The organism is Nesterenkonia lutea, from assembly GCF_014873955.1.
In the GTDB taxonomy this organism is placed as follows: Bacteria; Actinomycetota; Actinomycetes; order Actinomycetales; family Micrococcaceae; genus Nesterenkonia; species Nesterenkonia lutea.
Map to the genome: position 1 here is coordinate 31959 of NZ_JADBED010000002.1, position 23762 is coordinate 55720.

Annotated in this window: 22 protein-coding genes; 13 read left to right on the forward strand and 9 right to left on the reverse strand. The window is 59.7% G+C overall.

Going from position 1 to position 23762, the window contains the following annotated elements; translation table 11 throughout:
* Positions 1-96 precede the first annotated feature (96 nt).
* Positions 97-672 (forward strand): recombinase family protein, encoded by a 576-nt coding sequence (locus tag H4W27_RS13290; protein ID WP_192596651.1) that lies wholly within the window; start codon positions 97-99, stop codon positions 670-672.
* A gap of 53 nt (positions 673-725) precedes the next feature.
* Here the strand turns inward: H4W27_RS13290 and H4W27_RS13295 are convergent, their stop codons facing one another.
* The 4 genes from H4W27_RS13295 to H4W27_RS13310 form a co-directional block, all read right to left on the reverse strand.
* Positions 726-1805: a DUF5677 domain-containing protein gene (locus tag H4W27_RS13295; RefSeq protein ID WP_192596652.1), complete on the reverse strand. Its 1080-nt coding sequence runs from the start codon at positions 1803-1805 to the stop codon at positions 726-728.
* Between the two features lie 779 nt (positions 1806-2584).
* Positions 2585-3238: a DUF6308 family protein gene (locus H4W27_RS13300; RefSeq protein ID WP_192596653.1), complete on the reverse strand. Its 654-nt coding sequence runs from the start codon at positions 3236-3238 to the stop codon at positions 2585-2587.
* A 2221-nt stretch (positions 3239-5459) separates the two neighbouring features.
* Positions 5460-6791, reverse strand: a complete 1332-nt coding sequence (locus tag H4W27_RS13305) for an AAA family ATPase (protein ID WP_192596654.1) — start codon at positions 6789-6791, stop codon at positions 5460-5462.
* A 444-nt stretch (positions 6792-7235) separates the two neighbouring features.
* Complete coding sequence (locus tag H4W27_RS13310) at positions 7236-7982, reverse strand: DNA-methyltransferase (protein WP_192596655.1); 747 nt, start codon at positions 7980-7982, stop codon at positions 7236-7238.
* A 267-nt stretch (positions 7983-8249) separates the two neighbouring features.
* On the opposite strand from H4W27_RS13310, the gene H4W27_RS13315 reads away from it, so the two are divergent.
* The 6 genes from H4W27_RS13315 to H4W27_RS13340 all read left to right on the forward strand — a co-directional run bounded on the left by H4W27_RS13315 (position 8250) and on the right by H4W27_RS13340 (position 14779).
* On the forward strand, positions 8250-8477 hold the full coding sequence (locus H4W27_RS13315) for a DNA-binding protein (RefSeq protein WP_192596656.1): 228 nt from the start codon (positions 8250-8252) through the stop codon (positions 8475-8477).
* A 949-nt stretch (positions 8478-9426) separates the two neighbouring features.
* Positions 9427-9915, forward strand: a complete 489-nt coding sequence (locus tag H4W27_RS13320; protein ID WP_192596657.1) for a hypothetical protein — start codon at positions 9427-9429, stop codon at positions 9913-9915.
* A gap of 470 nt (positions 9916-10385) precedes the next feature.
* Positions 10386-11642 carry an IS21 family transposase gene (gene istA / locus H4W27_RS13325; protein WP_192594411.1) on the forward strand — a complete coding sequence of 419 codons (1257 nt, stop codon included), beginning with the start codon at positions 10386-10388 and terminating at the stop codon, positions 11640-11642.
* 53 nt (positions 11643-11695) lie between these two features.
* On the forward strand, positions 11696-12427 hold the full coding sequence (gene istB, locus H4W27_RS13330; RefSeq protein ID WP_449867018.1) for an IS21-like element helper ATPase IstB: 732 nt from the start codon (positions 11696-11698) through the stop codon (positions 12425-12427).
* 661 nt (positions 12428-13088) lie between these two features.
* Positions 13089-14174 carry a transglycosylase SLT domain-containing protein gene (locus H4W27_RS13335; RefSeq protein WP_192596658.1) on the forward strand — a complete coding sequence of 362 codons (1086 nt, stop codon included), beginning with the start codon at positions 13089-13091 and terminating at the stop codon, positions 14172-14174.
* Positions 14174-14779, forward strand: coding sequence for a hypothetical protein (locus H4W27_RS13340; protein WP_192596659.1), 606 nt, complete (start codon positions 14174-14176; stop codon positions 14777-14779). The genes H4W27_RS13335 and H4W27_RS13340 overlap by 1 nt, the downstream gene beginning before the upstream one ends.
* Here H4W27_RS13340 and H4W27_RS13975 read toward each other — a convergent pair.
* Complete coding sequence (locus H4W27_RS13975) at positions 14744-15337, reverse strand: pentapeptide repeat-containing protein (RefSeq protein ID WP_225939526.1); 594 nt, start codon at positions 15335-15337, stop codon at positions 14744-14746. The genes H4W27_RS13340 and H4W27_RS13975 overlap by 36 nt on opposite strands.
* An 824-nt stretch (positions 15338-16161) precedes the next feature.
* Here H4W27_RS13975 and H4W27_RS13350 point away from each other — a divergent pair.
* Both H4W27_RS13350 and H4W27_RS13355 read left to right on the forward strand, forming a co-directional pair.
* Complete coding sequence (locus H4W27_RS13350) at positions 16162-17238, forward strand: DUF4192 family protein (protein ID WP_192596661.1); 1077 nt, start codon at positions 16162-16164, stop codon at positions 17236-17238.
* 527 nt (positions 17239-17765) lie between these two features.
* Entirely contained in the window at positions 17766-18650 is an 885-nt protein-coding gene (locus tag H4W27_RS13355; RefSeq protein ID WP_192596662.1) for an ArdC-like ssDNA-binding domain-containing protein, read from the forward strand.
* Between the two features lie 178 nt (positions 18651-18828).
* Here H4W27_RS13355 and H4W27_RS13360 read toward each other — a convergent pair whose 3' ends face one another.
* Positions 18829-19128 carry a hypothetical protein gene (locus H4W27_RS13360; protein ID WP_192596663.1) on the reverse strand — a complete coding sequence of 100 codons (300 nt, stop codon included), beginning with the start codon at positions 19126-19128 and terminating at the stop codon, positions 18829-18831.
* Positions 19125-19388 (reverse strand): hypothetical protein, encoded by a 264-nt coding sequence (locus H4W27_RS13365; protein ID WP_192596664.1) that lies wholly within the window; start codon positions 19386-19388, stop codon positions 19125-19127. The genes H4W27_RS13360 and H4W27_RS13365 overlap by 4 nt, the downstream gene beginning before the upstream one ends.
* A gap of 398 nt (positions 19389-19786) precedes the next feature.
* Here H4W27_RS13365 and H4W27_RS13370 point away from each other — a divergent pair, with 398 nt between their 5' ends.
* Genes H4W27_RS13370 through H4W27_RS13385 form a run of 4 tightly spaced genes read left to right on the forward strand, consistent with a single transcriptional unit; the run spans position 19787 to position 23078 of the window.
* Complete coding sequence (locus H4W27_RS13370; RefSeq protein WP_404821871.1) at positions 19787-20179, forward strand: plasmid mobilization protein; 393 nt, start codon at positions 19787-19789, stop codon at positions 20177-20179.
* Entirely contained in the window at positions 20176-21663 is a 1488-nt protein-coding gene (locus tag H4W27_RS13375; protein WP_192596666.1) for a relaxase/mobilization nuclease domain-containing protein, read from the forward strand. Before H4W27_RS13370 ends, H4W27_RS13375 begins: the two co-directional genes overlap by 4 nt.
* A 21-nt stretch (positions 21664-21684) precedes the next feature.
* Entirely contained in the window at positions 21685-22611 is a 927-nt protein-coding gene (locus tag H4W27_RS13380) for a hypothetical protein (protein WP_192596667.1), read from the forward strand.
* Positions 22608-23078 carry a DUF4913 domain-containing protein gene (locus H4W27_RS13385; RefSeq protein WP_192596668.1) on the forward strand — a complete coding sequence of 157 codons (471 nt, stop codon included), beginning with the start codon at positions 22608-22610 and terminating at the stop codon, positions 23076-23078. The genes H4W27_RS13380 and H4W27_RS13385 overlap by 4 nt, the downstream gene beginning before the upstream one ends.
* On the opposite strand, the gene H4W27_RS13980 is transcribed toward H4W27_RS13385, so the two are convergent.
* Complete coding sequence (locus H4W27_RS13980) at positions 23075-23389, reverse strand: type II toxin-antitoxin system RelE family toxin (RefSeq protein ID WP_192596669.1); 315 nt, start codon at positions 23387-23389, stop codon at positions 23075-23077. The two genes, H4W27_RS13385 and H4W27_RS13980, sit on opposite strands and share 4 nt — an antisense overlap.
* Positions 23367-23594 carry a type II toxin-antitoxin system RelB family antitoxin gene (gene relB, locus H4W27_RS13395; protein WP_192596670.1) on the reverse strand — a complete coding sequence of 76 codons (228 nt, stop codon included), beginning with the start codon at positions 23592-23594 and terminating at the stop codon, positions 23367-23369. Before relB ends, H4W27_RS13980 begins: the two co-directional genes overlap by 23 nt.
* Positions 23595-23762: the final 168 nt, after the last annotated feature.

The window sequence follows — 23762 nt, forward strand, 5'->3', positions numbered from 1 at the left end:
GCGTAAACCCGGCACTCGACCTGTCTTGAGAAGTTGTTTCGACGCAATTTGTCTCACATGGACTCTTCGCGCATGTTTCTAAGGCATTCTTGTCCCATGAGGCTTTTGGGGTACACGCGGGTTAGTACGGCAAGTCAGGATTCACAGTTGCAGGTCGACGCGTTGCTCGGGGAGGGGGTGCAGCGTCGGGATGTGTTCTTCGATGTCACCTCCGGATCGAAGACCGCGGTCTCTCGTCCAGGGATGAAGAAGCTGCTGGAGCACGCCGAGTCCGGAGACACCGTGGTGGTGTGGCGCGTCGACCGGCTAGGCCGCTCATTGATTGACGTGCTGAACACGGTAAACCTTCTCCAGGAGAGGGGAGTGGCGGTGAAGTCCATCAGCGACGGGATTGACCCTGCAACCTCGACGGGACGGTTGATGCTGAACATGCTGGCGACCTTGGCGGAATACGAGCGGGAGCTCATTACTGAACGAGTCAACGCAGGCATTGCGGCCGCGCGACAGAGCGGTACACGGTTCGGCCGGCCACCCTCGGATCCTGCAGTGATCGCGGAGAAACTCCGGGTTGTTCAAGAGGCTCGGGCGCGAGGTCGAACTGCCACAGAAGCGGCGAAGCTCGTGGGGTGGAGCAGGGCGACCTTCTATAGACACCAGGGGTCGGCAGAGTGAGTGTTGGTCTCTCGGGCCGTTCTTCGACCTTCTACCGCAGACAATTGGGTACTTCAGACGCCGAACCAGTTTTGACTGATCTCTTTTTTGGTAAGGCCCATGTTGTTGGGGTTTTTGGGGTGGTCTGGCGGCACGAGCATTGATCGCGTTGGAAACCATTGGGCTGTTCGTCGCGGCTGCAACTGAACGTCAGGCCTTGGACGCATGAAGGGGCGACCGCCGAATTCTTCCGGATCGTGGCTTGCTGCTCTTGCTAGCTCTAGAGCGATATCGGGATCTTCTCCCACTGGGTCGGCTCTTGCCATGAGTTCCGTGCGCAGGTCACGGATGTACCAGGCGTGTTTTCCGGTGGGCCAGATAGCCAGACTGGGTAGATATGGAGAGGGAGGAAGTCTTCTAGGCCACATCTTCCGGTCTTCCTTAGCCGAGACGTCTCGGAGCTCTTGTAGCCGACTTCTCAAGAGCCAGAAGCTTCGTCCTCCCATTTCGTCGGCTTCTTGGCGTTGGGTTACGTCGAAAAGAGCTTCACACAGATGGGTGAACGACCTGAGACCTTCCTCGAATGCAATAGGAGCTAGTTGCATGTCGTGGCCAAGTCGGTGGATGTTCTCCTCTCCTCGTTCCTGGACCAAGCCTCGAACACCGCCACTTGATCCGTGGATGACTCCCGAGAGGATTCGATACCCCTCATATTCACCGATGAGCCCATAGTGTTTAGCCCGGTCGTGCAGACTCCCGGTGGCCCATCCGGATTTGAATCTCGATGAGTACTTGGCGACCACCTCAGTTAGTTTCCTTCGGCCCTGTGATGCCAGGCCGTCTAGAAAGTTGCTCTCCTTTTTCGCGGCGGCCCTATCAAGGGCGTCAATGTGCCAGCGTCGACGGCTCAGTTGCTCTACTGTCACACGACGATGATCCATGAATCGTTCAGAGGTGTTCTCCTCTGAGAGGCTGACGTCCTTGAAATTTACGAGATGCTCGAAGAGTGTCCTCGCGCTTGCCGCAGCGCTACGACCGTCAAGTTGGTCAACGTGCTCTAGGAGTGCGATTACGTCGTTAGTCGCCGCGGTCAGAATGAAGCGTTGAGCCGGAAGAGGCAGATGTTCGTAGAGCGCCCCAGTATCGAGATTCACCGAGACTCGCCAATTATGGATTTCACGTTGAGCTTCGACGGCTAATAGGGCAAACGCACTCTGCGGTGGAGCACCACCTATGTCAGGCAGAATCCCTGAAGTCTCGTATCCGATTTTGTCCAACTCTTGCCACGTTGCGCCAATCGATCGACCGAAGCTGCCAGCGCCCTCTACCCTCCTCAGATTGCTACCCGCAGGACACTGATGGCTGGGCCAGACACTCTCTACCTCCAAGCTTCCTGGGGGAGCCCAGAAGGCTCGCGCGGTGGCCAGGCCCACCAAACCTTTATGCATACGATCTTCCCCATCCGGGCGGCTGCGATATCTCGCGAGTGCGAAACAGCTGGTGTGACCACCGTAGTTGCGGTGGAGAGCGTCTGGTTGGGGTCGCCCATTACTCCCGTGGTTTCGAAGAGTGGGGCTTTGGTAGCTCGAGAAGTTCTTCACGCCTCCGTGTTCGGAACAGTATGTTCTCTCGTCGATGTGCGTTGATGCCAAGAAATGTATCTAGAGAACCTCGCGTGCCGTGTCTATGTAAGGCCGTCTATTCGGAGTAGGGCGCACGAGGTTGATTTCCTGTGTCGCATATAAGGGGCCTTGACCGGGCTTTTAATCGGGCGGGGTATACGGTCACTCTGAAGCCAGCGTCTATATGAACTGGTTTGAGGGTGCGGGAGTGCACGGTGAACGACCGGCTTACGTGCGGACGAATTGGCTCTGGACAGCGCGGTGAAGTCGATGCAACGGTGCTTCGTGTACCTGCCCTAAATCCTCCCAGGTCACCAAACGAGGATGTCGAGCAATCTCAGGTCGGTCAGCTGCGTCATGTCGCGGACGCGCTGTTGGACAGCCGGCTCGTGGTGCTCGTACCGGGCCAAGGCTTCGCGCAATTCTTCGATGGCACCGGACGAGCGGGCGGCGAGTAGGTCCTCGCGTACGGCGATCCACCTGAGCTGGTTTCGCCGTAGCTCTGGGTATTGCGCCGCGTGGGCCCGGGCAGCCGCCCGGTACGCCTTCCACAGACGAGAGTCCAATAGCGGGAACAAAGCCGGGTACTTCACGTGTAGGACCTTAGAGACCTTCGCGAAGGAAATTCCGCGCGGGGCCGTCCCGGCGAAGTGCCAGTACAGGTCCGACATGTCGTCGAAGAGTCCACCGCGCACTTCTGGGTGCGCGTCGGCGAGATCCGCACCCGTCGCGATCCACGGGGCATTCGCAGCCCGTGCGATGAAATAGTCACCCTCGGCGTGCGAGATTCTCGAACTTACGTACCGAGTCCGCCTAATCTCTTCCGGGGTGATTCTCCCGTGGCCACCGGGCGGCGGGTAGTCGAACCTGGCTGGCGTCTTGCGCGGGTAGCCTACGAAGCGGTCGAGCGCTTGATCGAGGACATAATCGGAGCCTGCGACGGTTAACGTGACGGTGGAGGCCATGCCTCGAACACTATCCCTCCTACGACCTTTAGCTCGACCGGTCACAGGCGAGGCAGAAACTATCAAGATTCAAGCGGGGGCAAATGCGTGGTTGCCGGCGGCCCCTGCCGATGTAAGACCTCGTCGTTGTCGTAATCGTCAGTGGTGGAGCATGACAAGCATGATGCTCTGGGCCAATCTGCGGGGAAGGTGTGTCAGTTAGGGATCCTCTACCGTTCGCGTCCTTCTACGCAGTCTGTGTTGCCCGCTTTCTGGCCCCAGGGAGCTCCCAGGCCACGAACACTGCTTGTCCAAGGAAGCCCTCTAGTGTCGTGACTACCTCTTGAAGGTGCGAGTGATTCAGTAGACCCCGCGTCCGGAAACAGTGTTCCCTCACACTCCGGCCGCGGGGTTTGCGCTTTCCTGGAGCAAGCAGGCGATCTCAGCGCTGGGCTCGGGGCGCCATCCTCCTTAGCGTCCGCCAGACATTCCCAATCGAACGTTCACTATCGCCGCTTCGTCCAGGTGCCTCGCAACTGACGATGAGTACACGAAGCTATCGAGACACTGTTGCGAGGCTCCTGGATGTATCGGCTGCTGCGGGATCTCGCGGATCTTAGGCGGGGGAGAGCTGTCGCATCTCGCTGCCTCGCAACCTAAGGGTTGCAAGGCAGCGGCCTACCGGGCCCTAGTCCTGATGGGTCCTGGCCCTTGCTAAGTCACGTTTCTTGAAGCCCTCGTGGAGGCTGGTGCTAGAAAGCGTCTGCTTGCCGTTGGTACGAGATGAGTTCGAGTCGAGACACAATCGAAGTATGAATCCAGCAAAGGTGCACGTGGTCGCTGGACGATTTGAGGTGGCGTTGAGTGGCGAGCCTGAAATCGTTCCAGCGACCCAAGTGGTCATTTCCGTAGCAGGCGCTCACTCGAGGAATGTGACTCTAGATGGGAGAGCGGTGCGCTTATCTTCCGGCGAGGTAGGCGTCATTGCGCTTGACCTCGTGAGATCGACGGGGTTTCACCACTTAGTTGTCGATGGGCAGAGCTACTGGTTCGGTACTGAGGACGCGAAACTGGGCTTAGCAGGTGTTACGGCGATGCTGGAGGAGCTGAGCAGTGTCGGGACGGGGTGGACCGGACAAGCAATGTTCTCAAGCGGTGCAGGGTTGAGAGACCCCCATGTTAGTTACGGATGGCTGGACCAGTGGGCGGATCAAGCTCTGCGGGCAGTATCCGTGGTCATCGAAACTCCACGCTCCACAACGATTAACGACCAGGTCCTTCGACGGCGCGGTGGCGCAGGTGTGTTGCTCGCTCCAACCTTGCGACTACTACGCTCGGACCCTCAGCGATACCTAGCTCCGCGAGAAGCCGGGATACTCAACGTCGAAGGACAGCAGTACGACCCCCTGCGTGTTGTCGCCCGGCGCCGGGGTTCAACTCTTGACACCATCGCGAATCGGCGAGCTCTTGCAATCTTGGGTTGGGTTGATCGGTTGTCAAAAGACGTAATTGAGGCGAGTGTGAACACCGACGCTGTCGCTCGCGCCCGACTGTGGTCAAATCGCGCTCGAGCCTTGCTTAATCGCCCACTGGCTCAAACATTGGGACAACAAGCTCTTAGCGCCCAACCGAGGCAGGCCGAAGAGATCACTGACGGTGCATATCAGGCCACCTATCGGATAGCGAGTGACCTGTTGGAGCGTTTCGGTTGGAGCGCAAGTCTGCAACCGAGATCGCGCCTGAGCTATGTGCAGCAATCCGACATGATATTTCAGGCGTATGCGGCTTCTCGCCTCGCGAGGGAATTCGGTATGGTGCAGACTTCGAGCGTCCTGGGATCGGTTCAACCTGCTTTTTCCGGACAGAAGTTTGACCTCTACTACGACACCCGTCCGCCGTCGGATGTGCTTCGATCATGGCGCAGTTTCAGTCACCGACCAGATCTATCTCGTCCAGATTTGTTGTTGTATGAACGACGCTCCGGTCGCGTCGCCGTGATTGACGCGAAGTATCGTCGAGCTCGGGACGGAGGGTCCTCGGAAGATTCACGTAGAGATATGAGTTCCTACATGAGCCTGTACGGTTTGACGGCCGTAACGGTCCTCTTCCCAGGAACTAAATCCTCGGTTGAGGAAGTTTCGGGGAAGGGTCATCGTATAGTCGAGGCGGCCGTATCCCCATCAATAACTAATATCGTCGACGTGGCTAAAGCAGTTGCTGGAACGCTCGCTGCGCCCGCATTTTAGAGCAGCGACAAGAGTTCGTCGGACGGTCCGTCCATCATTCGCTCCATCAGTCGGTCTATCTCCTCAGCATTAGGCAGATTCGCATAGGCCGAGCGGAATGCCTCGACGTCACTGAAGGAGCCACGGACCTGGTGAAGAATCTTGTCGGCTACGGAATGGCCGAGCGCTTCGAGTTCAGCACTCTCGCTGCGAGGTGCGTGGGCAATGTTTAGAACGACGTCGCGCAGAAGGCCCATCGTAAACCAAGAGCGGCCTGTCGGAGTCTCGAGCACGGCGGAGGTCACATCCTTCAGAGAGGTGCGTACCGCATCGCTAAAGTCGTCGACAGAATCAACTGTGTTTAGATTGTACAGGCGTAGCCCGTCAAACTGTGTTCCAGCCGAACGGTCAGCCCGATTCTGAATTCGTTTTCGTTCAGCTAAAATTAAATCTGTAGCAAGGTCGGTAACCGCATTTGCTGGATCTTCATCGTATCGGTCGCCTAGAACATTCGACATGGTGATGATGGTGGAGCGTCGCTTCGTGGGTGAGCTTACGCGGGCGCGCGTTTCAGGCTCGTCGCGGTAGGAGTTGCATGTTGCAATGATGAATGCGTCGATAGGGAGCTGAGCTTCTTGGCCGGCGGGGAGCCGAACCAATCGCTCCTGATCCTGTGTCGCCACTAAGACCGAAGAAAGGTAGGTCTCGATGGCAGCGAGGTTGAACTCTTCTAGAACAACCACACGGGCTTCGAGTGGCTCTTCGGTACGCAAGATGGATCGCGCAAAGTCGCGATACTCCGGTGAGCCATCCAAGCGTTCATATCCGATGAATTCGGCTTCATCGAAGTCAGCTCGAATTGGGACGACTAGAGGCGCGGCGAGATCGAGGACCGATTCCATTCCCCGCCCAAGAAGGTTTGCGAATAGCGACTTTCCCGTACCAGGCTGGCCTACCAGCACAACCAAGTCGCCACGCATCCATGCGACTAGTACGCGGCGTACCAGCCCCGCGGGGAGAACATAACCCCCTGCGCCAATGGTTGTTTCTAAGGCGCCGACGAGTTCCTCAAGGGACAGATTGACGACCGGTGCTGGTGGTCTTGAGCCCAAGAGCTCATAGGTCCCTTCGTCGACGGCCGCGTCCGCAAATGGGGCACTCCGATATTCGTCAGGGACGTCCGTGGAGTAAAGGGTGCCGATTAGGTCGCCGCGATCTGGGTAAAAGTTGTGTCGAAACCACGCAATCAGTTTGTCGATCGGCTCTGTAGCACTGCCAACGACTGCGGGTGTGAGAGTCTCGACGTCGACTTCTCGGCCGAACCAGAGAGCTAGGTCGACCAGTCGCACAGCCTGATTCTTGTGCTTCAGCAGTTCTGCGCCGGAAGTGCTTGTGAGAGACCAGGAGTCACGGCCCTTTGGCGAGGCCTGCTGTTTAAATACGACCCCCTGGTTCATGAGGTGGTTTCGCTGCCGCTGCAGACCCCCGCCTGGGTACTTTGTTGTCTGCCATTCGGGTGCTGAAGCTGTGCGGGACCATGGTGCGTAGTAGGGGCGATCGGGGTCTGGGGGGCGGGGGAGAAGGAAGAACTCCCGGAGTAGAGCCCCCTCTTCGGTCGACCCAAACGGGATCGCGGAGCTTGAGACGTCAACGCCAGCCTCCACGCCTGCGCGCAACAGAGCGGGGAGCGTGACCACCGAGAGTGGGTGAGCGCCGTCGAACGCGTGGGCTGCGGCTAGAACGAGCTGGGGAGGAGGGAATTGCACGTGCTCAGACTAGCGCGAATGCTGCCCTTAACGCTCCTGGGTCTGTTTGGTCATGTTGTCCGCGATCAATCCGCAGAACGAGGGGTTGAGTTCAACACCAACGGAAGATCGTCCCATTTCTTCAGCGACATACATTGTGGTCCCTCCGCCGACAAAGGGGTCCAAAACCGTGCCTCCCTCAGGGCACCCAGTTTCAATGCAACGCTCAACCAGCGATCGGGGGTAGGGCGCGTAGTGGGTGCCTCGAGCCAGCGATTTTCGGTCTGGCTCAATAAACCAAACATCTTCCTCACCCCCGAGACCTTCACGATTGAAGAAGTAACGAGGATGTTTTGAGAACAGAAAAATATGTTCGTATTTCCGCCAAGGTCGGTCCTTGCTGGTTGGCTCAGGAATTGCACTGTTGCGTACCCATATGATCGAGCTGCGGAGCGTCCATCCGTCTGCCTGCATTGCCAGTGCAACTCGCCATGGGATACCAATCAATGATTTCCGAGGGAGTCCTAGGCCCGGTCCGTCGACGGCGCGCAGTCCCGGCAATCGACGGCTTCGATGCTTGTTATCTTGGCCGTGAGGTTTGCCTTTGGCGCTGTAATACGTATCGCCTAGGTTGAGGAAAACGGTTCCGTCCTGCGCAAGGGCAGGTTTTATTGCTGCGAAGGCTTCCACGAGGTTTTCGACAAAACCATCGATCGTCGCCTCAAGGCCGAACTGACCGTTGACCTCGTAGTCGCGTTGCCAGTAGTAGGGCGGTGAAGTAATGACCGTGTTCACTGACTCAGGCTCTAGACCCTTCACTGCTTCGCGACAGTCGCCGAGTAGTACCTGCCACGTCGTGTCGTCCCGACCGGCTCCGCCAGCGAAGAGATGGTCGTCCGTCTTATGGAGGGAGTTCATTGCTACTTTCACTGGGGAGGGCTGCATGCAACGTTTAACGTACCATTATTGTAAGAGATCTCCGACGGCAGTGCTAATCCGCTATCTGGATATCAATCGATCGAACGAGCGGGCGAATCAGGCCCGCGCCTGTAGGGTTGTTCCGTGTCTGAGCCGGAATCCGAGCAGAGTTTACGTGGTCTCGCGCGGTTTCTCGTAGGCCCAGCAGAGATCGCCGAGCGATTGGGTGTCGAAGCCAACACAATCAACGTGTGGAAAGTCCGCCACGAGAGTTTTCCTCTGCCAGTCAGAAGATTGAAGACTGGTGATGTCTGGGACGTGCGTGAGATTCGTGTTTGGGCGGAGCACACGGGGCGCGAGTTTCGCAGCTGAGTTGTGGGGATGGCGGATCAATCTCTGCCCCCCGCCGAACGAGCGAATAAGCTCTGCTCAGCGACAACCTCTAACACTCCATTTTAATCGCGTTCGCATGGCTACTAGGAAGTTCGGAGCGCCGCGGTTGGGAACTGCAGCTCGCACTCAGCGGTTTGGTCCACTTGGGAGACTCATTTCCTCCAGGGGGTGGCCCCGTCCCCTAGTACGAGCTCTGTCCCTGATGTGTCGCTCAGGGTCTAAACCTGAGCGCAATGGCGGGGCTCTAGAGTGCGCGCTGACTTCATGCCACAAGCTCCTGAAGGGCCCAGGGAATGTTCTCACCTCTGGCGGCGTCTGGGTATACGCAAAGCAACGCAGCATGGCGAGAAGTGGGGCGGCGCTTTCGCACCGCCCCACTGGGTTCCGAGAGTTAGACCTTCTGGTTGATCGTTCCTCCTGGGTTTTCATTGCCCCAGCGAGTGGTCACAAACTTGCCTGTCGTGGCAGAGCGCGTGACGTTGCGACTGTTTGAGGTGCCGGAACCGACACGCTCAGTAGTCGTCGTGCGGGGCGACCGCTTAGCGTGAGCCTTCGTGACGAAGCGCCCGCTGCGGGCGCTCCTGCTGACAGATCCTCGAGCCATGATTGACTCCAATTCTCCGGCGGAGGGTGTCTCCCTGCTACTCTCGAAAACACTCTGATAGCGCGGTCCGAGAGCTGCCGGTCAGTTGCTCAGGTGCTCGAACACCCAGCAATTCCATTGTATCGGCAGGCACGGACACGCCCGGTGACCAAAACCCCACATCTAGTATTCGAGCATTGCTCAAATAACTAGATGTGGGATTTTGCGTGAGTCCCCCGAGTGGCTCCGAGGTCGTACTGGCGGTCTAACTGGGCCGGACACTTTGCCGATGGTGCGCTGGTGTTCGTGGTGACGGGAGCCCAGGCCATAAGTAGGGTGTCGAGCATGGCTACTCCCTCAGTTCCCTCACCACGATTTCGTGGAATCCCTATGGTGACAATGCTTGCGACCGGGGCTTTGGCCCTAGTTGCCTGCGGAGAACCTGAGCAGCAGAACGACGCTACGCCTGTCGCCTTCGAAGACGTTGATGAACTCTTCTCTGCTGTCGATGACCAGCTGGACTGCCCTGAAGATTCAAGCGGGGAGTACCATTTCGCCCTTCCATCAGACCAAGACGCGGAGATCCTGCAAGGCCGCAGCTGCGCGGAGAGTATCGTCATGGCCAGTTCAGATGATGAGGAACGCCTGGCTGAGATACGGGAGATGATGTCCTCAGCTCAAGGTCCGTTGTCCGTAGTCGAAGACTCTACGTGGTTCGTCGCAGACATCACGGAGGTCGCCGGAGACGGTGAAGCCACGGACTTGGCGCATCCCGGCTCGCGGGATCTACAGGGCCTGGCCGAGGACTGGAAAGCCACCTACACGGAGCAATAAGTGCGCAGCGGGGGTGACATCAAACGCTGCGAATAGACCGCCACTTATCGCTGCGATCCACACCCCTCAGCGCAGCGCATCTCGCGAGTGCACGCGGTCGGCTACGGTATATCGGTGGATCAAATGCCAGGAACTTTAGGTGCCTATGTGGACGAGTCGAGCTGCAATCGCAGCGACTCCACACAGGAATACTTAATAGGCGCAGCAATCATGGATGCCGCAGATGAGGCTGCTATCCGTGAGGAACTTCGCCCCTTGCTGTTGCCAGGGCAGATCAAGTTGCACTGGACAGACGAGCAGGAGAGTCGACGTCGCCGAATCGTCTCGGCCATTGCCAGCTTGGAACCGATGAACTTCATCGTTGCCCACCTCAGTCAACGACAAGCCAAGACAGAGCGATGTCGACGACGCGTGAATACTGGTCACTTAGCGACGGGTGAATTCTGGACACCCGGACCATGCTAGGAGACATGATCACTGTGGAAGATTGGGCTGAAATCCGTCGGCTACATTTTGCCGAGTCCATGCCGAAGAAGCAGATCGCTGAGAAGCTCGGGGTCTCCCGAACCACTGTCTATAAGGCCTTGGAATCCAGTGGACCTCCGAAGTACCAGCGCGAACCTAAGGGCTCGATCGCCGACGAGTACGTCCCAGAGATCCACAAGCTGCTCAAAGACACTCCCCGGATGCCAGCGACGGTGATCGCTGAACGGATCGGGTGGGAACACTCGATGACGGTGCTCAAAGACAAGGTCCGGGAACTGCGCCCCCTCTACACCGGGGTCGATCCGGCTGACCGATTGGTCCACCGCCCTGGGGAAGCCGCTCAGTTTGATCTATGGTTCCCCGAACCTCAGATCCCGGTCGGTTTCGGACAGACCCGCACCTTGCCGGTGCTGGTGATGACCCTGACGTTCTCGAGATTCCTGACCGCCACGATGCTGCCCTCGCGGCAGTCCGGCGACCTGCTGGCCGGGATGTGGCAGCTGATCAGCGGAGTCGGAGCGGTCTCGAAGTCCTTGATCTGGGACCGTGAAGCTGCGATCGCCCCCAAGGGCAGACCGCTGCCGCCGTTGCAGGCCTTCGCGGGGACCACCGCGACGAAGATGGTGATCGCTCCACCCAGGGACCCGGAGTTCAAGGGCATGACCGAGCGCAACAACGGGTACTTCGAGACCAGCTTCCTGCCCGGCCGATCCTTCGCTTCACCGCAAGATTTCAACACCCAGATCAGCACGTGGATCACTGGCCGGGCCAATCAGCGCATGATCCGCAGCCTCGGGGACAGACCGGTCAACGTCCTGGGCCGAGATCTGGCGGCGATGACCGCGCTACCGCCCTCCCCACCTTCGACAGGTTTCTCGCACCAGGTGCGTCTGGCCCGGGACTACTATCTGCGGATCGATGCGAATGACTACTCGGTGGATCCGCGGTTCATCGGTCGGTTGGTCCAGGTCACCGCGACCTTGGACCGGGTGGTGGCCGTGTGTGACGGTGAGATCGCTGCTGATCACCGGCGGTGCTGGGCCCGAGCCCAGGTGATCACAGACCCGGCTCATGTGGGCACCGCGAAGGCCATGCGGGCTCATTACAACGACACCGTGCGCCACCAGGTGCGCGGGACCAAGGACACTGAGGTGGCCTACCGGCCGCTGAGCGTCTATGACGAGCTTTTCGGACTCACCCACACCACGGTGCCGGCTGATGATCACAGGAGTGCCGCATGAGTGCCACCAGTGGTGAGAAGATCGGCTCGACCCTGGCGCATCTGGTGAAGGTGATGAAGACTCCCACGATCGGCAGGGTCTGGGAAGACCTCGCCGAGATTGCCCGGGAGCAGGGCTGGTCCCACGAGGAATACCTCGCTGCTGTCTTGGAGCGCCAAGTCGCTGATCGAGAGGCCAACGGCACCGCTCTGCGGATCCAGACCGCGAAGTTCCCCGCGATCAAGACCCTCGAGGACTTCAACACCGACTATCAGCCCGGCCTGCGCCGTGACGTGCTGGCTCATCTGCAGAACACGAGCTTCGTGCCCAAGGCAGAGAACGTCATCCTGCTGGGACCCCCAGGGGTGGGTAAGACTCATCTGGGCATCGGGCTAGGAATCAAGGCCTGCCAGGCCGGGTACCCGGCGCTCTTCGACACTGCTGCGGGGTGGGTCAACCGGCTCAGCGACGCGCATCAGCGCCACGGTGGTCTGGATCAGGAGCTCAAAAGGCTTCGCAGGTACCGGCTGTTGATCATTGATGAGCTCGGCTATCTGCCCTTCGATGCTGATGCGGCGAATCTGTTCTTCCAACTGGTCGCTGCCCGCTATGAACAGGGGTCTTTGCTGATCACGAGCAACCTCTCCTTCGGCAGGTGGGGTGAGATCTTCAGCGATGACACCGTCGCGGCGGCGATGATCGATCGGCTGGTCCATCACGCGGAGGTCCTCACCCTCGATGGAGAGTCCTACCGCACACGGAGCCGCCGCGAGCTCATCGAGACCACTACCTCTAGAACCCCGTAAGGAAAACACGGCGTTCAGTTTTTACCCGTCGCTGAGTGTTCAGTTTTCGGCCGTCGTTGACAAGCGATTCCGCCGCAAGTGTCTTGAAACCCTCTATTACGAGTTAGCCGGTCACGAGGTCTATCCGGTGACATTGGAGAGCCGGGGATCTTCTCAGGACAAGAAAGACCGGGCTCACATCGTGGCCCTTCAGGGACAGGGACTCAATAAAGGTGTGCGCATCCAGCACCTACGAGGTGGAGACGAACCGCTGCTGTGGATCGCGGACGCTGTGCTTGGTTCCTTGAACTCTGCATATCTCGGCGAGCCGGCGCACTTCGAGGCGCTTCAAGACACGATCCTGCTCCGACAGCACACGCCAGATTCACTGGTTCATCTTGAAGAGGGCAAACGAAAGGCCCTAGATCCAGTCGTCCGGCTGGGGTTCTAAGGCCTTCTTCCCTACCCGTCGTAACGGGGGGGCAGTCCCTACCGTAGTCGCGCGCACCCATATCCGCAACAGCCGAATGCCCTCGTATACCAGCAAATCAGGGGCTCGGCTGGCCAAGTGCTGAGGGTGCCCTCTTGGACACCTAAAACATTTATAGCCTTTTTGGGAACTATTAGATTTATAACCCATGCCACACACTATGGGTTGTCTAGTTAACAACCGGGGGAGCGTATGGCAGACAACCAGGGATCAGGATGCGGCCTCGTGCTTGGCATCCTCGCCGTGTTGATCGGAGTGCCGCTATTCATCCTCGTCATAGCGATCAGCGGTGGCGAAGAAGAGCAGCCGCAAGCCTCCTGCCGACCGGGCACCACGGAAGATAGCTCAGCCATTCCCAAGGAATATCAAGAGGCGCTTGAATCCGCGGCCGCTGAATCCGGGCTGTCCGTCGATCTATTAGCCGCACAGATCGACGCCGAATCAGGATGGAACCCCGACGCCACGAGCCCGGTAGGAGCCGAAGGACTCACGCAGTTCATGCCCCAGACGTGGACGACCTACGGCGACGGGGGAGACCCCTTCAACCCCGAGGACGCGATAGCAGCTATGGGCCGCTATATGGCCGCTGTGTCCGACGAGGTATCGGACTTCGCCGGAAATGGGCGCGAGCTAGCCGAACTCTCCCTCGCGGCGTACAACGCCGGCCCAGGGGCTGTGCAGAACGCCGGGGGAATCCCAGGCTTCCCTGAGACCGAAGAATATGTAGACAAGATCATGGGGAGCGCGCAGGGCAACTACTCGGCCGACTGCTCACCTGTTGGTGGCCAGGAGATCGGAGAGCTTGGCACAGGGGAGTGGACAAGCCCGCTGCCAGGTGCTCCCATAACGTCCGGTTTTGGTGCCCGGACGTGTCCGATCCTTAACGCCTTGAACTGCTCAGGCGGCTCGTCTGATCATCGGGGGATCGACTTCGCCGGCTCATCCGGTTCAACTGTGGTCGCGCCGATGGATCTAGAGATCCGCGCAACCGGCGTGATCGACGGTTGGGGACAACTCGGCTGGGTAGTGCTGGCAAAGATGCCCAACGCACCAGGTCTGCATATCGAATTCGCCCACTGCGCCGCTAACAGCATCGAGGTAAATCCCGGTGACACCGTGGCACCAGGCACCCCGCTATGCACCCAGGGAAACACCGGGTCATCGGCAGGAGAGCACCTACACTTCCAAATCGGAACGCCCGAGGGCGACGAGTCCATTCCAGGGTGGGAAAACCTCGTTGATCCCGCGCCGCTACTGAGAGAAAAGGGCATTAGCTAATGGGCCGGAACACCGTCATCGGAATCATCGTCGCCGTGCTGCTGCTCGTCGCAGCCGGGGGAGCGTTCGCCTACGTCGCTGTCTCATCGAATGAGCCCACGGCTGAGGAACCCGCGCCCGCGCGGACCACGCCGCCGAGCCCTTCAGCGTCTCAGCCCGAGCCGCCCGAAGAGACCTTGGATGAAGGTCAGGACGAAGATCCCCTAGCTGCTGATCGTGAGGCGATGGAGGAACTGGGGATGGAGGTCGCGGAAATCATGACCACCTGGGACCCCAACGAGGACTTCAACCAGACCGCTGCCGAAATGCGCGCAGCGGATCTCATGACCGAGGAACTAGCCGTCTCGATCACCGCACCCGAGCGCCCGACCACAGGCACCGAATGGCTCGAAGCGGCCGAGGCCGGCGCGACGAGTCAACCGACCGTGAAACCCAACCGGGCGACGTCTAACGAGGTTGTCTCCATCGAGGCGACGTGGGTATGGGTCACTCAGGATGGGGACGTGATCAGCAATCCGACCGAGCGCCGGCTGTTCTTCTTCAACTTCGAGGAAGGCGACGACGGCGAGCTACTGGTCTCGAACTACAGTTACGACACCGCCTGAGATTCCCTTTTCTGGGGTTGAAGGTCGGTGCCCGTCTGGCCATACCGTATTAGTGTCCCACCTTGCCGCTGCCTCGAGCTGCTTGCGACGCCACCCTTTGGCGTCAGCGAGAATCGTCCCTCGCAGGTCCGCTCCGGTCAGGTTTACCCCGTGGAGAAGACAGCCTTCCAAGCTCGCTCCTTTGAGTACGGCTCGGCGTAGGTCGGCTTTATGGAAGTTCGAGTCGATCAACTCGCACTCCTGCAAGTTGGCCCCTGGCATATAGCTATAGATGAACACGGACTCGGGTAGCTCAGTTTTGTAGAAGCTGGCGTCACCTAAATGGCATCCCGAAAACCGAGAACGCGGCAACGTCAGGCTGGATACGTTCAAATTCTGGAGATTCGACCCGTGAAAGTCCCCACTGATTTCGTGGTGGCCCGCCACTTGGCTTATGGCTCGGAAGGTGTCGACCAATATTTGAGGTGGGGTCCGCTGGCGCGCGTTCTCATCTGACGTTGGAGGATCACGCCGCTCTGCTTGATCGCGAATGTATGAACTCAGTAGGTTCGTGATCATCTGCGCGTCTTCGGTTTCTCTCGTCTCAATCGCAAGACGCTGAAGGGCGTAAAGACCTCCGTAGTTGAGCGTGTTCGAGGAATCGCCTAGCTGTGAGACGGCCTCGGTGTAACGACTTGTCCAGTGCCGGTCCCGTTCAATCTGAAGAGCCTGTTGCTCCCGCTCATGCCGCTTCCACGAGAGGAGTGCGGTCACAGCCGCGAGGATTCCTCCAAAAAGCAGCAGGACGACTTGCCTCTGTGAACTTGCCTGGTCGGTTTCGTCATCGGCACCGGCACCGAGCCAGCTAAATAGGTCCGGGGCTCGTACTATCAAAAGAACTAGTGCAGCAAAGAACACGATCAGGCAAACGGGAACCCCAATGCGAGGAACCCACCGCTGAACCCACCGCCGCCGAATCCGTGTTTTCACACCGTGATCATGTCACGAGCACCAGCCACCAAGGGCGGTGCAGCGCGAAACCCGCGCGCTGCACTAGGGGACGGCCGCTGGCGCGTCCGGCTGTGATGGTCCGGCCCTTGCGCTCGTTCCTCGCTACAGGTCCGGCCCAGTCTCTTTTTTCTGTCGTGCTGTCCTTCCGATAATACGCCCGCGCTCCATTGCGACAACCCCTCCTCGTTCCTCGTCGGGGTCTGCGCCGTCCAAGACTTTTTCTCGGCGCTCGTTCCTCGCTTATTTCCTCGAAAAACTCCCGGCCGGCTGGCCTTCGGTGTCTCCGTTCCGACGCGAGCAGCTCGCAAGCTTCGCCAGCACGAAGAAAAAACGTTGAGGGGCTTGGGTCGGGGAGCTGGCACCGTCTCATAGCCCCGGATACGGAACACTTGATGTTTGAAAACGAGAGCAACAAGGCCCTGAACATCACCGAGGCGACCGGCTACCTTGCAAGTGTCGTCTCCACGTTCGGTTACCTGCCAGAGAACTCACTCTTGGTCCAGGGAATCCACGACGGGATGACGACCTACCACCTGCGCGTTGATCTGCCAGACCTCAACCACACCGGCCGCGTGCTGGCGATGGTCCGAGACGCGACCGTAGGCAACGGCTCAGAGGCAATCATGATCGGAGTCTACGACGACCACAAGGCCCCGAACGGCGCGCAGGCCCTGGCCCCGCTGGTCTCAGAGATCGCGGCGGAGTTGGAGCTGTTCAACGGCCCCGAGGTAGTCATGAGCTGGTATGTCGGAGCAGAAGATATGTTCCGCTTCAACACCCCGGAAGCATCATCGAACGTGACCCAGGTAGTCACCGAGATATGCGACCGACAGTTGGCAGGACTCACCACGGAATCAATGGTGACCCCAGCTCAGCGGGTGGAACGCTTCTCAACCGTGGAGGCCCCCGAGTTCGCGGACCTTTTGGACGAGGCCCGAGCCGCTGACCTCGATGCCGCCCAGGTGCTCACCGTCTGGGAATCAGCACTAGAGCGGATCACGAAGCACGATCCGATCCTCCCGAGCACGCTGGCCACCCTGGCAGTGTCCCTAGAGCGCACCAAGCACCGCGACGCGGTGATGGTGCTGGCGGCAGGAGATCGCCCCGCCGCCGGAGCCATCTACCTCGGTTCTGATGCGCCCCAGCACGAGCGGGCCGAGAAACTGCGTCTCGGACTCACCGGGCAGGCCCCCAACTGGGCAGGGATCGACGCGCTAGCGGAGATCCTCGCGGTGATCATCTCAGGCTTGAAGGACCAAGGGAAGATCACGGCGCAGTCCTACACAGTCATGAATTGGGTTGAGTGGACTAAGGGCCGGGGCTCCATCGGGGGAGAGTTCGGAGACAAGGCGCTAGAGATTGATCCCACGATCCAGTTGCCCCGGATGCTGGACGTGATGGGTGTCTGCCGATGGGCCGCAGTGCGAGAACACTCCTGGGGCCAGTACAAGATCCGCCGCAACCAGTGATCGAGTAGAGGCTAATCGGGCCCGGTCCTAGCTATCCAAACTAGCTAGGGCCGGCCCGGTCCTTTGCCTGAAAATCGGGGGACCGCTGCGTACCGCCGCGAGGGCGCGCAGCGGGCGAGAGCTGCCCGCCCTCGCGCTCCGCTGCGCAGCGCGAAAACCCGTGCGCTGCACTACAGGCCGGGCCGTTGCTCGTTCCTCGCATCGACCCGGCCTGTAGTGGTCCCGGTGTTGCGTTCGTTCCTCACTCCACACCGGAACCATCCTCATTTTTCCTGCTGTCCTTCGGATTTTTCGTCCCCATCGGAGCCGCCACAACCCGGTTCGTTTCTCACCGGGTCTGCGCCGTCCAAGACTTTTCCTCGGCGCTCGTGCCTCGCTTATTTCCTCGAAAAACTCTCGGACGGCTGGGCTTCGGTGTGACAACTCCGCTGGGAACAGCTCGTGAAACTCGCCAGCAGGAAAAACGATGGGGGAGACCAACCCAGGGCACCGGTCCTGAGCCCCCACTACCGAGAGGAATAGCTACCGTGGCTAAGAAATTCAAGAACACCAAGACTCCCGAGCAGCGCAAGACCGAAGCTGCCGAGCTGCACGCTCAGATCGCCGCAGGAGTCGAGAGCTTGACCGACTCGCAGCAGTGGGAAAAGTACCTCAGCTATTGCCGCGCGTTCCACTCGTACAGCATCAGCAATATTTTGTTGATCATGGCGCAGATGCCGGAAGCCTCGCGTGTGGCCGGCTTCCGTCGCTGGCAGGAGCTGGGCCGGTGCGTGTCTCGTGGCGAGAAGGGTATCCGCATCCTGGGATATGCCAAGAAGAAGATAGAAGAAGAGACCGAGCAGGGCGAGACCGAAGAACGATACGTCGAGTATTTCCCGCCGCTGTCAGTGTTCGATATCTCGCAGACCGAGATAATAGATGAGGACAAGGCCAACGCAGGAGTGATCGTCCACCGCCTCGAAGGTGAGGACGCCGGAGGTATCGCGGGTGCCGTAGAAGACTGGCTCACCGATGAAGGCTGGACCGTCACCACGGAGGCTATCGGCGGCGAGACCAACGGCATGACGAGTGCCGCACTTCGCAAGGTGATGATCTCGGAGAAGCTTTCACCGGCCCAGCGCGCTAAGACGATGATTCACGAAGCTGCACACGTTGTGCTGCACACCGACGAAGATCCCCGGGAGTACGTCGAGCACCGAGGCCAGAAGGAGACCGAGGCCGAGAGCGTTGCCTATGTGGTCGCGGGAATGTTTGGACTGGACACCAGCAGCTACACCATCGGGTATATCGCAGGTTGGGCGCAGGGGGACACCGAGATAATACGCAGCACCGCCGCCCACGTTCTGAAAGCCTCACACATCATCTACGAGGCACTGACCGAGACCGCCGAGCAGGTAGAAGCAATAGCCTAAGCAGCACACAGAGAGAGGCCCGTACCTAGCTATCCAAACTAGCTAGGTACGGGCCTCTTTTCTGATTCTAGTGCGGTATCGGTGTGCACCGCATCGAGCGGTGCAAACCGGCGAGGGGCTGCCACCCCTCGCGCTCCCCGCTGACCCCGGGACGCCACCGGACCAGGAGAAGGTGCCTCTAGTTGTGTGTCATTTCGTAGTTGATCCGTTCGGACCTATCGCCCTCACTGTCGCCAGTCTTGCGCGCAGTTGCTTTCGGTGGCTTGGCGAACTTGTTGACCTGGGCGCGGGTCCATCCCTGCTTTTCAGCAGCGGTCATCAGGCGCTTCTCTTCCTTCTTCGCTTCGTTGAGTTCGTGTTCAAGATCCACGCGCCGGGCGACTGCCTTGGCGAGATCTTCAACGGCTGCCATGCGCTCTTCGTTGACCTTCTGTGCTTCTTCAAGGACGTGGCGCTGTGCTGGGGTGAGTTCTCTCATTGGTCTGAGTCTATGCCGGGTAGCTGCTCAGTTTGAAGTGTCGCAGCCTGATTCCCTGAGCTGGACACATGCAACGTCGGTTCAGTCCGCTCTAGCTGACCGATCACCCACGCGTGCACCGCCTCATCTACATAGCGGATTACGTGTTCTCCGAACTCCAACCAGACCGGGCCGAGACCGGCCCCGCGCCAGAACGCGAGATCTGCTTCTGTCACGTCGAGCTGCTGCGCTACCTCGCTGGGAGTGATGATTCGGGACATGGTTACCTCCTGGTTTGCTTGGTCATCGTTCTTTTCGGCAACTGCCGAATATCGGGTGGATCAGGTTCGGTCCAGCCTGGAGATTGGTCCGTGGAATACCGGAGCGATTGAGCGAAGCGATTGAGTGAGGATATGCCGCGAAAGCCGGTCGGATGGCTTGACCGGTTCTGCGCAGCCCGCAAGCTCCCCCTGCGAAAAGAACGCTTGTCTTTTCAAGTCCGCACGTTCAGACACAGAAGGACCGCGGAAGGTTTCCCGGCGGAGCAAGCTGTAGAGTTAGCACGGCTAACTTGCTTGCGGCCCTTGTTGCTGCGCTGGGCCTGTGGCACCCTTGAACCCATAGGGTTCAAGGGTCGTTGCACTGGGCTTCAAGGGCGGTGAGTTTCATGTCAGGACGGATGCGGCAAGCGAACGCCAGGGGCGGTCGCCCGATCCGTCGTGAGGTGAAGCTGACCGAGTTCGAGGACAACGCCCTCTACTTCGCAGCTTCGGCGGCCGGCATGACTCCCGCGCGATTCCTCAAGGAATCTGCGTTGTCCCGTCACCGTGGAATCAGCGTGTCGGAGCGCCACGAACTGATCACTCGACTTCACCAGATCCAAGGCGCGATTGCGGCCATTGGCAACAACATCAATCAGCTCGCCCGCCACGCCAACGCCGAGGATGCACTCACCAAAGAGATCAGCGCGGAGTTAACTCACTCACTGACTCAGGCGCGCGCCACTATGCAGCGTGTCAATGATGTGTTGCCGTCGTTGGCTGTGTCCCCCGAGGAAGCTGATGCCACATGATGCCTAACGTCACGCGTGGTGATCGTATGGCGGGACTCGTCATGTACCTGGCCGGTCCAGGCCGCGCCAATGAGCACACGAACCCCCGGCTGATCGCCGGACATGACATGGTGACTTTCGCTGTTGCGCCCGGTAAGGATCTCAGCCGAGACGATGCGCTTGATATCGCCAATGTGCTCGATGCTCCGCGCAAGCAGCACGGCACGAGCGTGCAGGTTCCCGTGCGTGAGTTCGATGAGGAACAGTCCACGTATGTCACCACCGGCTACAAGGACGCGCACGTGTGGCACTGCTCGCTCGCGCTCAAAGCAGACGAGGGGAAACTCAGTGATGAGTTGTGGGCCGAGATCGCTTACGACTTCGTAGAAGGCATGGGCTTCATCGACCCGGACGGCGCGAAATCGTCTCGCTGGGCCGCCATTCACCACGGGGACTCCAGGAACGGCAACGATCATATTCATATCGCCGTGCAGATGGTCCGTGAGGACGGCACGAAGGCCGACGTGCACTTTGATAAGCGCCGGTCTCAGAAAGTCGTCGGGGAGATCGAGAAGAAGCGCGGTCTCGTGGTGCTCGAATCACGAGATAAAAGCCGTGGTCTCGCCGGAGACAAGCCGGCCGAGCGCAGCACTGCGCAGCGGAACAACCAGGCGATGCCGGCCCCGGTTGAACTGCGCCGCAGGATGCGCGCAGCCCTGTCCACGTCATCGAGTCAGCACGAGTACGTGCAGCGGCTCATGGATTCAGGTGTGCGTGTGGCTCCACGCTTCGCCAAGGGCTCGACAGATCACGTTGTGGGCTATCGGGTCGGCATTGCCCCTGAGAAGGGGTCGAGCCAACAGACGATCTATTATGCGCCGTCGAAGATCGACCGCACATTGGGTTGGCCCTACATCAGCGCCCGGTTCAACGGCGAGGGTAGAGAGGGTGCTGATCGTCTGTTGCGCGGTATTCGTTCAGGATCGATCGCGCAGCCAGATCGCGCGAGTAAGGTCCATGACTTCGAGCCGCGCCGTGCGCAGCAGCTCATGGCAGGAAACGCGGCACCCGATGCGTTGGCGAACATCTACGCGCGGGTCTCGATGTCGATGGAGAAGGACAAGCCGGGAGTGTTCCACCAGCTATCGGAGAACTACGCCCGGGCCGCGCAGTCAGGCGGCAACGCCTCCCACGCTCTGCGTCTGGGAGCACGGTTCGCGTCGAAGAATTCAGCGCGTAGTTGGCTTGCCGTGTTGCAGCAAGCGAACCGGCTTGCCCGGGCGATGACTGATGACAAGCTGGCGAGTAACCGACCCCAGCTCACCGCCGCGACGTTGCCCGCTTTGGCTCAGGCTGACCGGATCATTCGGGCCGAGCTCATCCGTATGCAGAAGGAGAATGCCAGCAGCTCAGTAGCGGCACCGACGAAGGAACCGACCACACGAACTCCTATGAGTGTTCATCGCCCCCAAGGTTGGAGTGCAGACCGGGGACACGGACGCTAATCGGCTACGGAAGGTAGGAACATGGCTGACAACGAAGAATCAGAGATCACGGAAAGCATCGCGTTTTTCGCACGGACCATCACCGGCTCTGCGATGCAGTACAGAGAATCAGCCACGCGTCAGCACCAGGCCGAAGCGCAGCAGCGCGCCGCCGCCCAGGCGAACATGCAGCGCACGGAGGCGCAGCTCGCATCAGGGTTGCGCCAGGAGGTCTACAGCCGAGAGTTCTGGCGTACGGCATCGAGTGAGAACATCGCTGACCATATGACCGTGGCCTCACACCTGGGACGCACTCAGCCGGATGCCCGCATGGCAGCCATGCACACGGCCGATGTGCTGCGCAACGATTTCGGGATCAACGTCGAGCACATGAACCGCGACCATCCGAACTCGTTGGAGGACCGGCACCACGCGCTGCGCGATGCCCTGGATGATCATTTCAACCGTGCACGAGTCGAGGCCGACGCCGACCAGACGCGGATCGACGCCCAACGCGAGACAGCCGTGCCAGAGGTCGCCGCCGCTGAGATCGCGCCGGCAGAAACCGAAGCTGAGCAGCCGGCCGAGAACACGCAGGCAGCCGCACCAGCCGAGCAGACCGCGGAGGTCAATGAAGCAACCGACCGCGCAGCAGAGGCACAGTCCTCAGAGAGCGCGAACCTTGCCACCGCAGATCGCGCCGGATCAGAGACACACCAGGACCAGGAGCACGCCCGATCAGAAGAAGCCACCGGAGGCCGACAGCCCGAGCCCTACACACGGGTCTCGAAACAGGAGCTTAACGAGATCCAGAAGCTCGATCCGGCCCTGGCCGCCGTTCGACAGCGGCAGGCCCAGGCATTCCCGGTGTCGGCGCAGTCCGCCGCCACCGGAACAGGCAAGACCGGACCCACCCCGGCACGCGGAGCCGTCAAGACTCAGAACAAGTCGCAGGTGATCTCTCGATGAGCGACACCAACTCCTTTGCCCCCGCTCTAGAGATCCACGAGCCCGAGGAGGCCGAGAGTGAAACGGCGGTCGATGAGCCCAGCGAGGGTGAAATGCCCTCGCTGGCCTACCCCAACGCTGGGGCATGGGTGGACGGCTGGCTTCTGCCGCACTACCGGCGCGAGCTGGGTGGCAGCAAGCGCCGCTGGGACCCGAACTGGTGGCACTACGAAGAGGTAGGCGGCGCGCTCGAAGCGCTGTGGCAAGCCTGGGAGCACCTACGACTGGAACCGGGTACAGGAATCGCGGTGTTCTACCGCGATTATCTCTACCCGATCATGGAACAACTCACCGCCCGCGACGGGCCGTTCTGGAATTACCACGGCACCTATGCCCCGGCGAAGAGCAACACTGTTCCACCGGCCTGGGAGACCAACTCCACGCCGCGTGGGTGGTTCCGCGAGGAAGGTGACTCCCGCGAGAACTAGCGAACAAAGAAGCACTGTGGCCCCGGAGGTGGCTGGGTCACTATCTTGCAGCCGTCGCTGCGCTGTCGAAGCTCAGTAGCCAACACCCACAACTCTCCGCGCTGGATGTCGCAGACGACTTGGTAGTGGCCCACACGGTGGACACAGAACCCCTTGCAGTTTGGTAGAAGAGGCTTACCCATGCTGGTCGGGTCGTCTAAGGACTCGACCTCTCGTAGTTTTCGCAGAATCTGCTGCGTCACTGACTTGTCGAGCTTCTTCAAGACCTTGCGAACGTCGGCATCGAGTTCAATCCGCCAGGTCGAGCTCACGCTCTATTTCCTCGAGCGAGTATGTGTGGCGCCGACCGGGGCGGATCTCGGCGACCTTCTGCCCAAGTGAGAGCTCCCATTCCAGTCGTTCGATGTTCTCTTCGAGTAGTGAGCGCAGATAATAGCTCTTTGGGCGTCCGGTGCCTTGAGCCACTCGGGAGAGCCGGACTTCTAGCTCTGCTGGTAATCGCACAGTGGTTGTCATATCCGCACCTCCTGCGCCAGGTTGTGTTATGTCCACACCAGACTTATTCGTGATGCGGTCGAACTAGTCGTCGCGACGGGACGGTCGGAGATGATGACGTCTGGACCAGTGGGGGAGATGATTTCCTACGCATGCCAACAATATTTCGCTTCTATGCCGCCTTCCTGC

Excerpts from the sequence above, each read along its gene's own strand:
- H4W27_RS13380 (WP_192596667.1), top strand. The coding sequence starts at position 21,685 with ATGGCTGACAACGAAGAATCAGAGATCACGGAAAGCATCGCGTTTTTC.
- H4W27_RS13320 (WP_192596657.1), top strand. The coding sequence starts at position 9,427 with ATGGCTACTCCCTCAGTTCCCTCACCACGATTTCGTGGAATCCCTATG.
- H4W27_RS13360 (WP_192596663.1), bottom strand. The coding sequence starts at position 19,128 with ATGAGAGAACTCACCCCAGCACAGCGCCACGTCCTTGAAGAAGCACAG.
- relB (WP_192596670.1), bottom strand. The coding sequence starts at position 23,594 with ATGACAACCACTGTGCGATTACCAGCAGAGCTAGAAGTCCGGCTCTCC.
- H4W27_RS13340 (WP_192596659.1), top strand. The coding sequence starts at position 14,174 with ATGGGCCGGAACACCGTCATCGGAATCATCGTCGCCGTGCTGCTGCTC.
- H4W27_RS13300 (WP_192596653.1), bottom strand. The coding sequence starts at position 3,238 with ATGGCCTCCACCGTCACGTTAACCGTCGCAGGCTCCGATTATGTCCTC.
- istA (WP_192594411.1), top strand. The coding sequence starts at position 10,386 with ATGATCACTGTGGAAGATTGGGCTGAAATCCGTCGGCTACATTTTGCC.
- istB (WP_449867018.1), top strand. The coding sequence starts at position 11,696 with ATGAAGACTCCCACGATCGGCAGGGTCTGGGAAGACCTCGCCGAGATT.
- H4W27_RS13370 (WP_404821871.1), top strand. The coding sequence starts at position 19,787 with ATGCGGCAAGCGAACGCCAGGGGCGGTCGCCCGATCCGTCGTGAGGTG.
- H4W27_RS13375 (WP_192596666.1), top strand. The coding sequence starts at position 20,176 with ATGATGCCTAACGTCACGCGTGGTGATCGTATGGCGGGACTCGTCATG.
- H4W27_RS13350 (WP_192596661.1), top strand. The coding sequence starts at position 16,162 with ATGTTTGAAAACGAGAGCAACAAGGCCCTGAACATCACCGAGGCGACC.
- H4W27_RS13335 (WP_192596658.1), top strand. The coding sequence starts at position 13,089 with ATGGCAGACAACCAGGGATCAGGATGCGGCCTCGTGCTTGGCATCCTC.
- H4W27_RS13385 (WP_192596668.1), top strand. The coding sequence starts at position 22,608 with ATGAGCGACACCAACTCCTTTGCCCCCGCTCTAGAGATCCACGAGCCC.
- H4W27_RS13975 (WP_225939526.1), bottom strand. The coding sequence starts at position 15,337 with ATGATCACGAACCTACTGAGTTCATACATTCGCGATCAAGCAGAGCGG.
- H4W27_RS13290 (WP_192596651.1), top strand. The coding sequence starts at position 97 with ATGAGGCTTTTGGGGTACACGCGGGTTAGTACGGCAAGTCAGGATTCA.
- H4W27_RS13365 (WP_192596664.1), bottom strand. The coding sequence starts at position 19,388 with ATGTCCCGAATCATCACTCCCAGCGAGGTAGCGCAGCAGCTCGACGTG.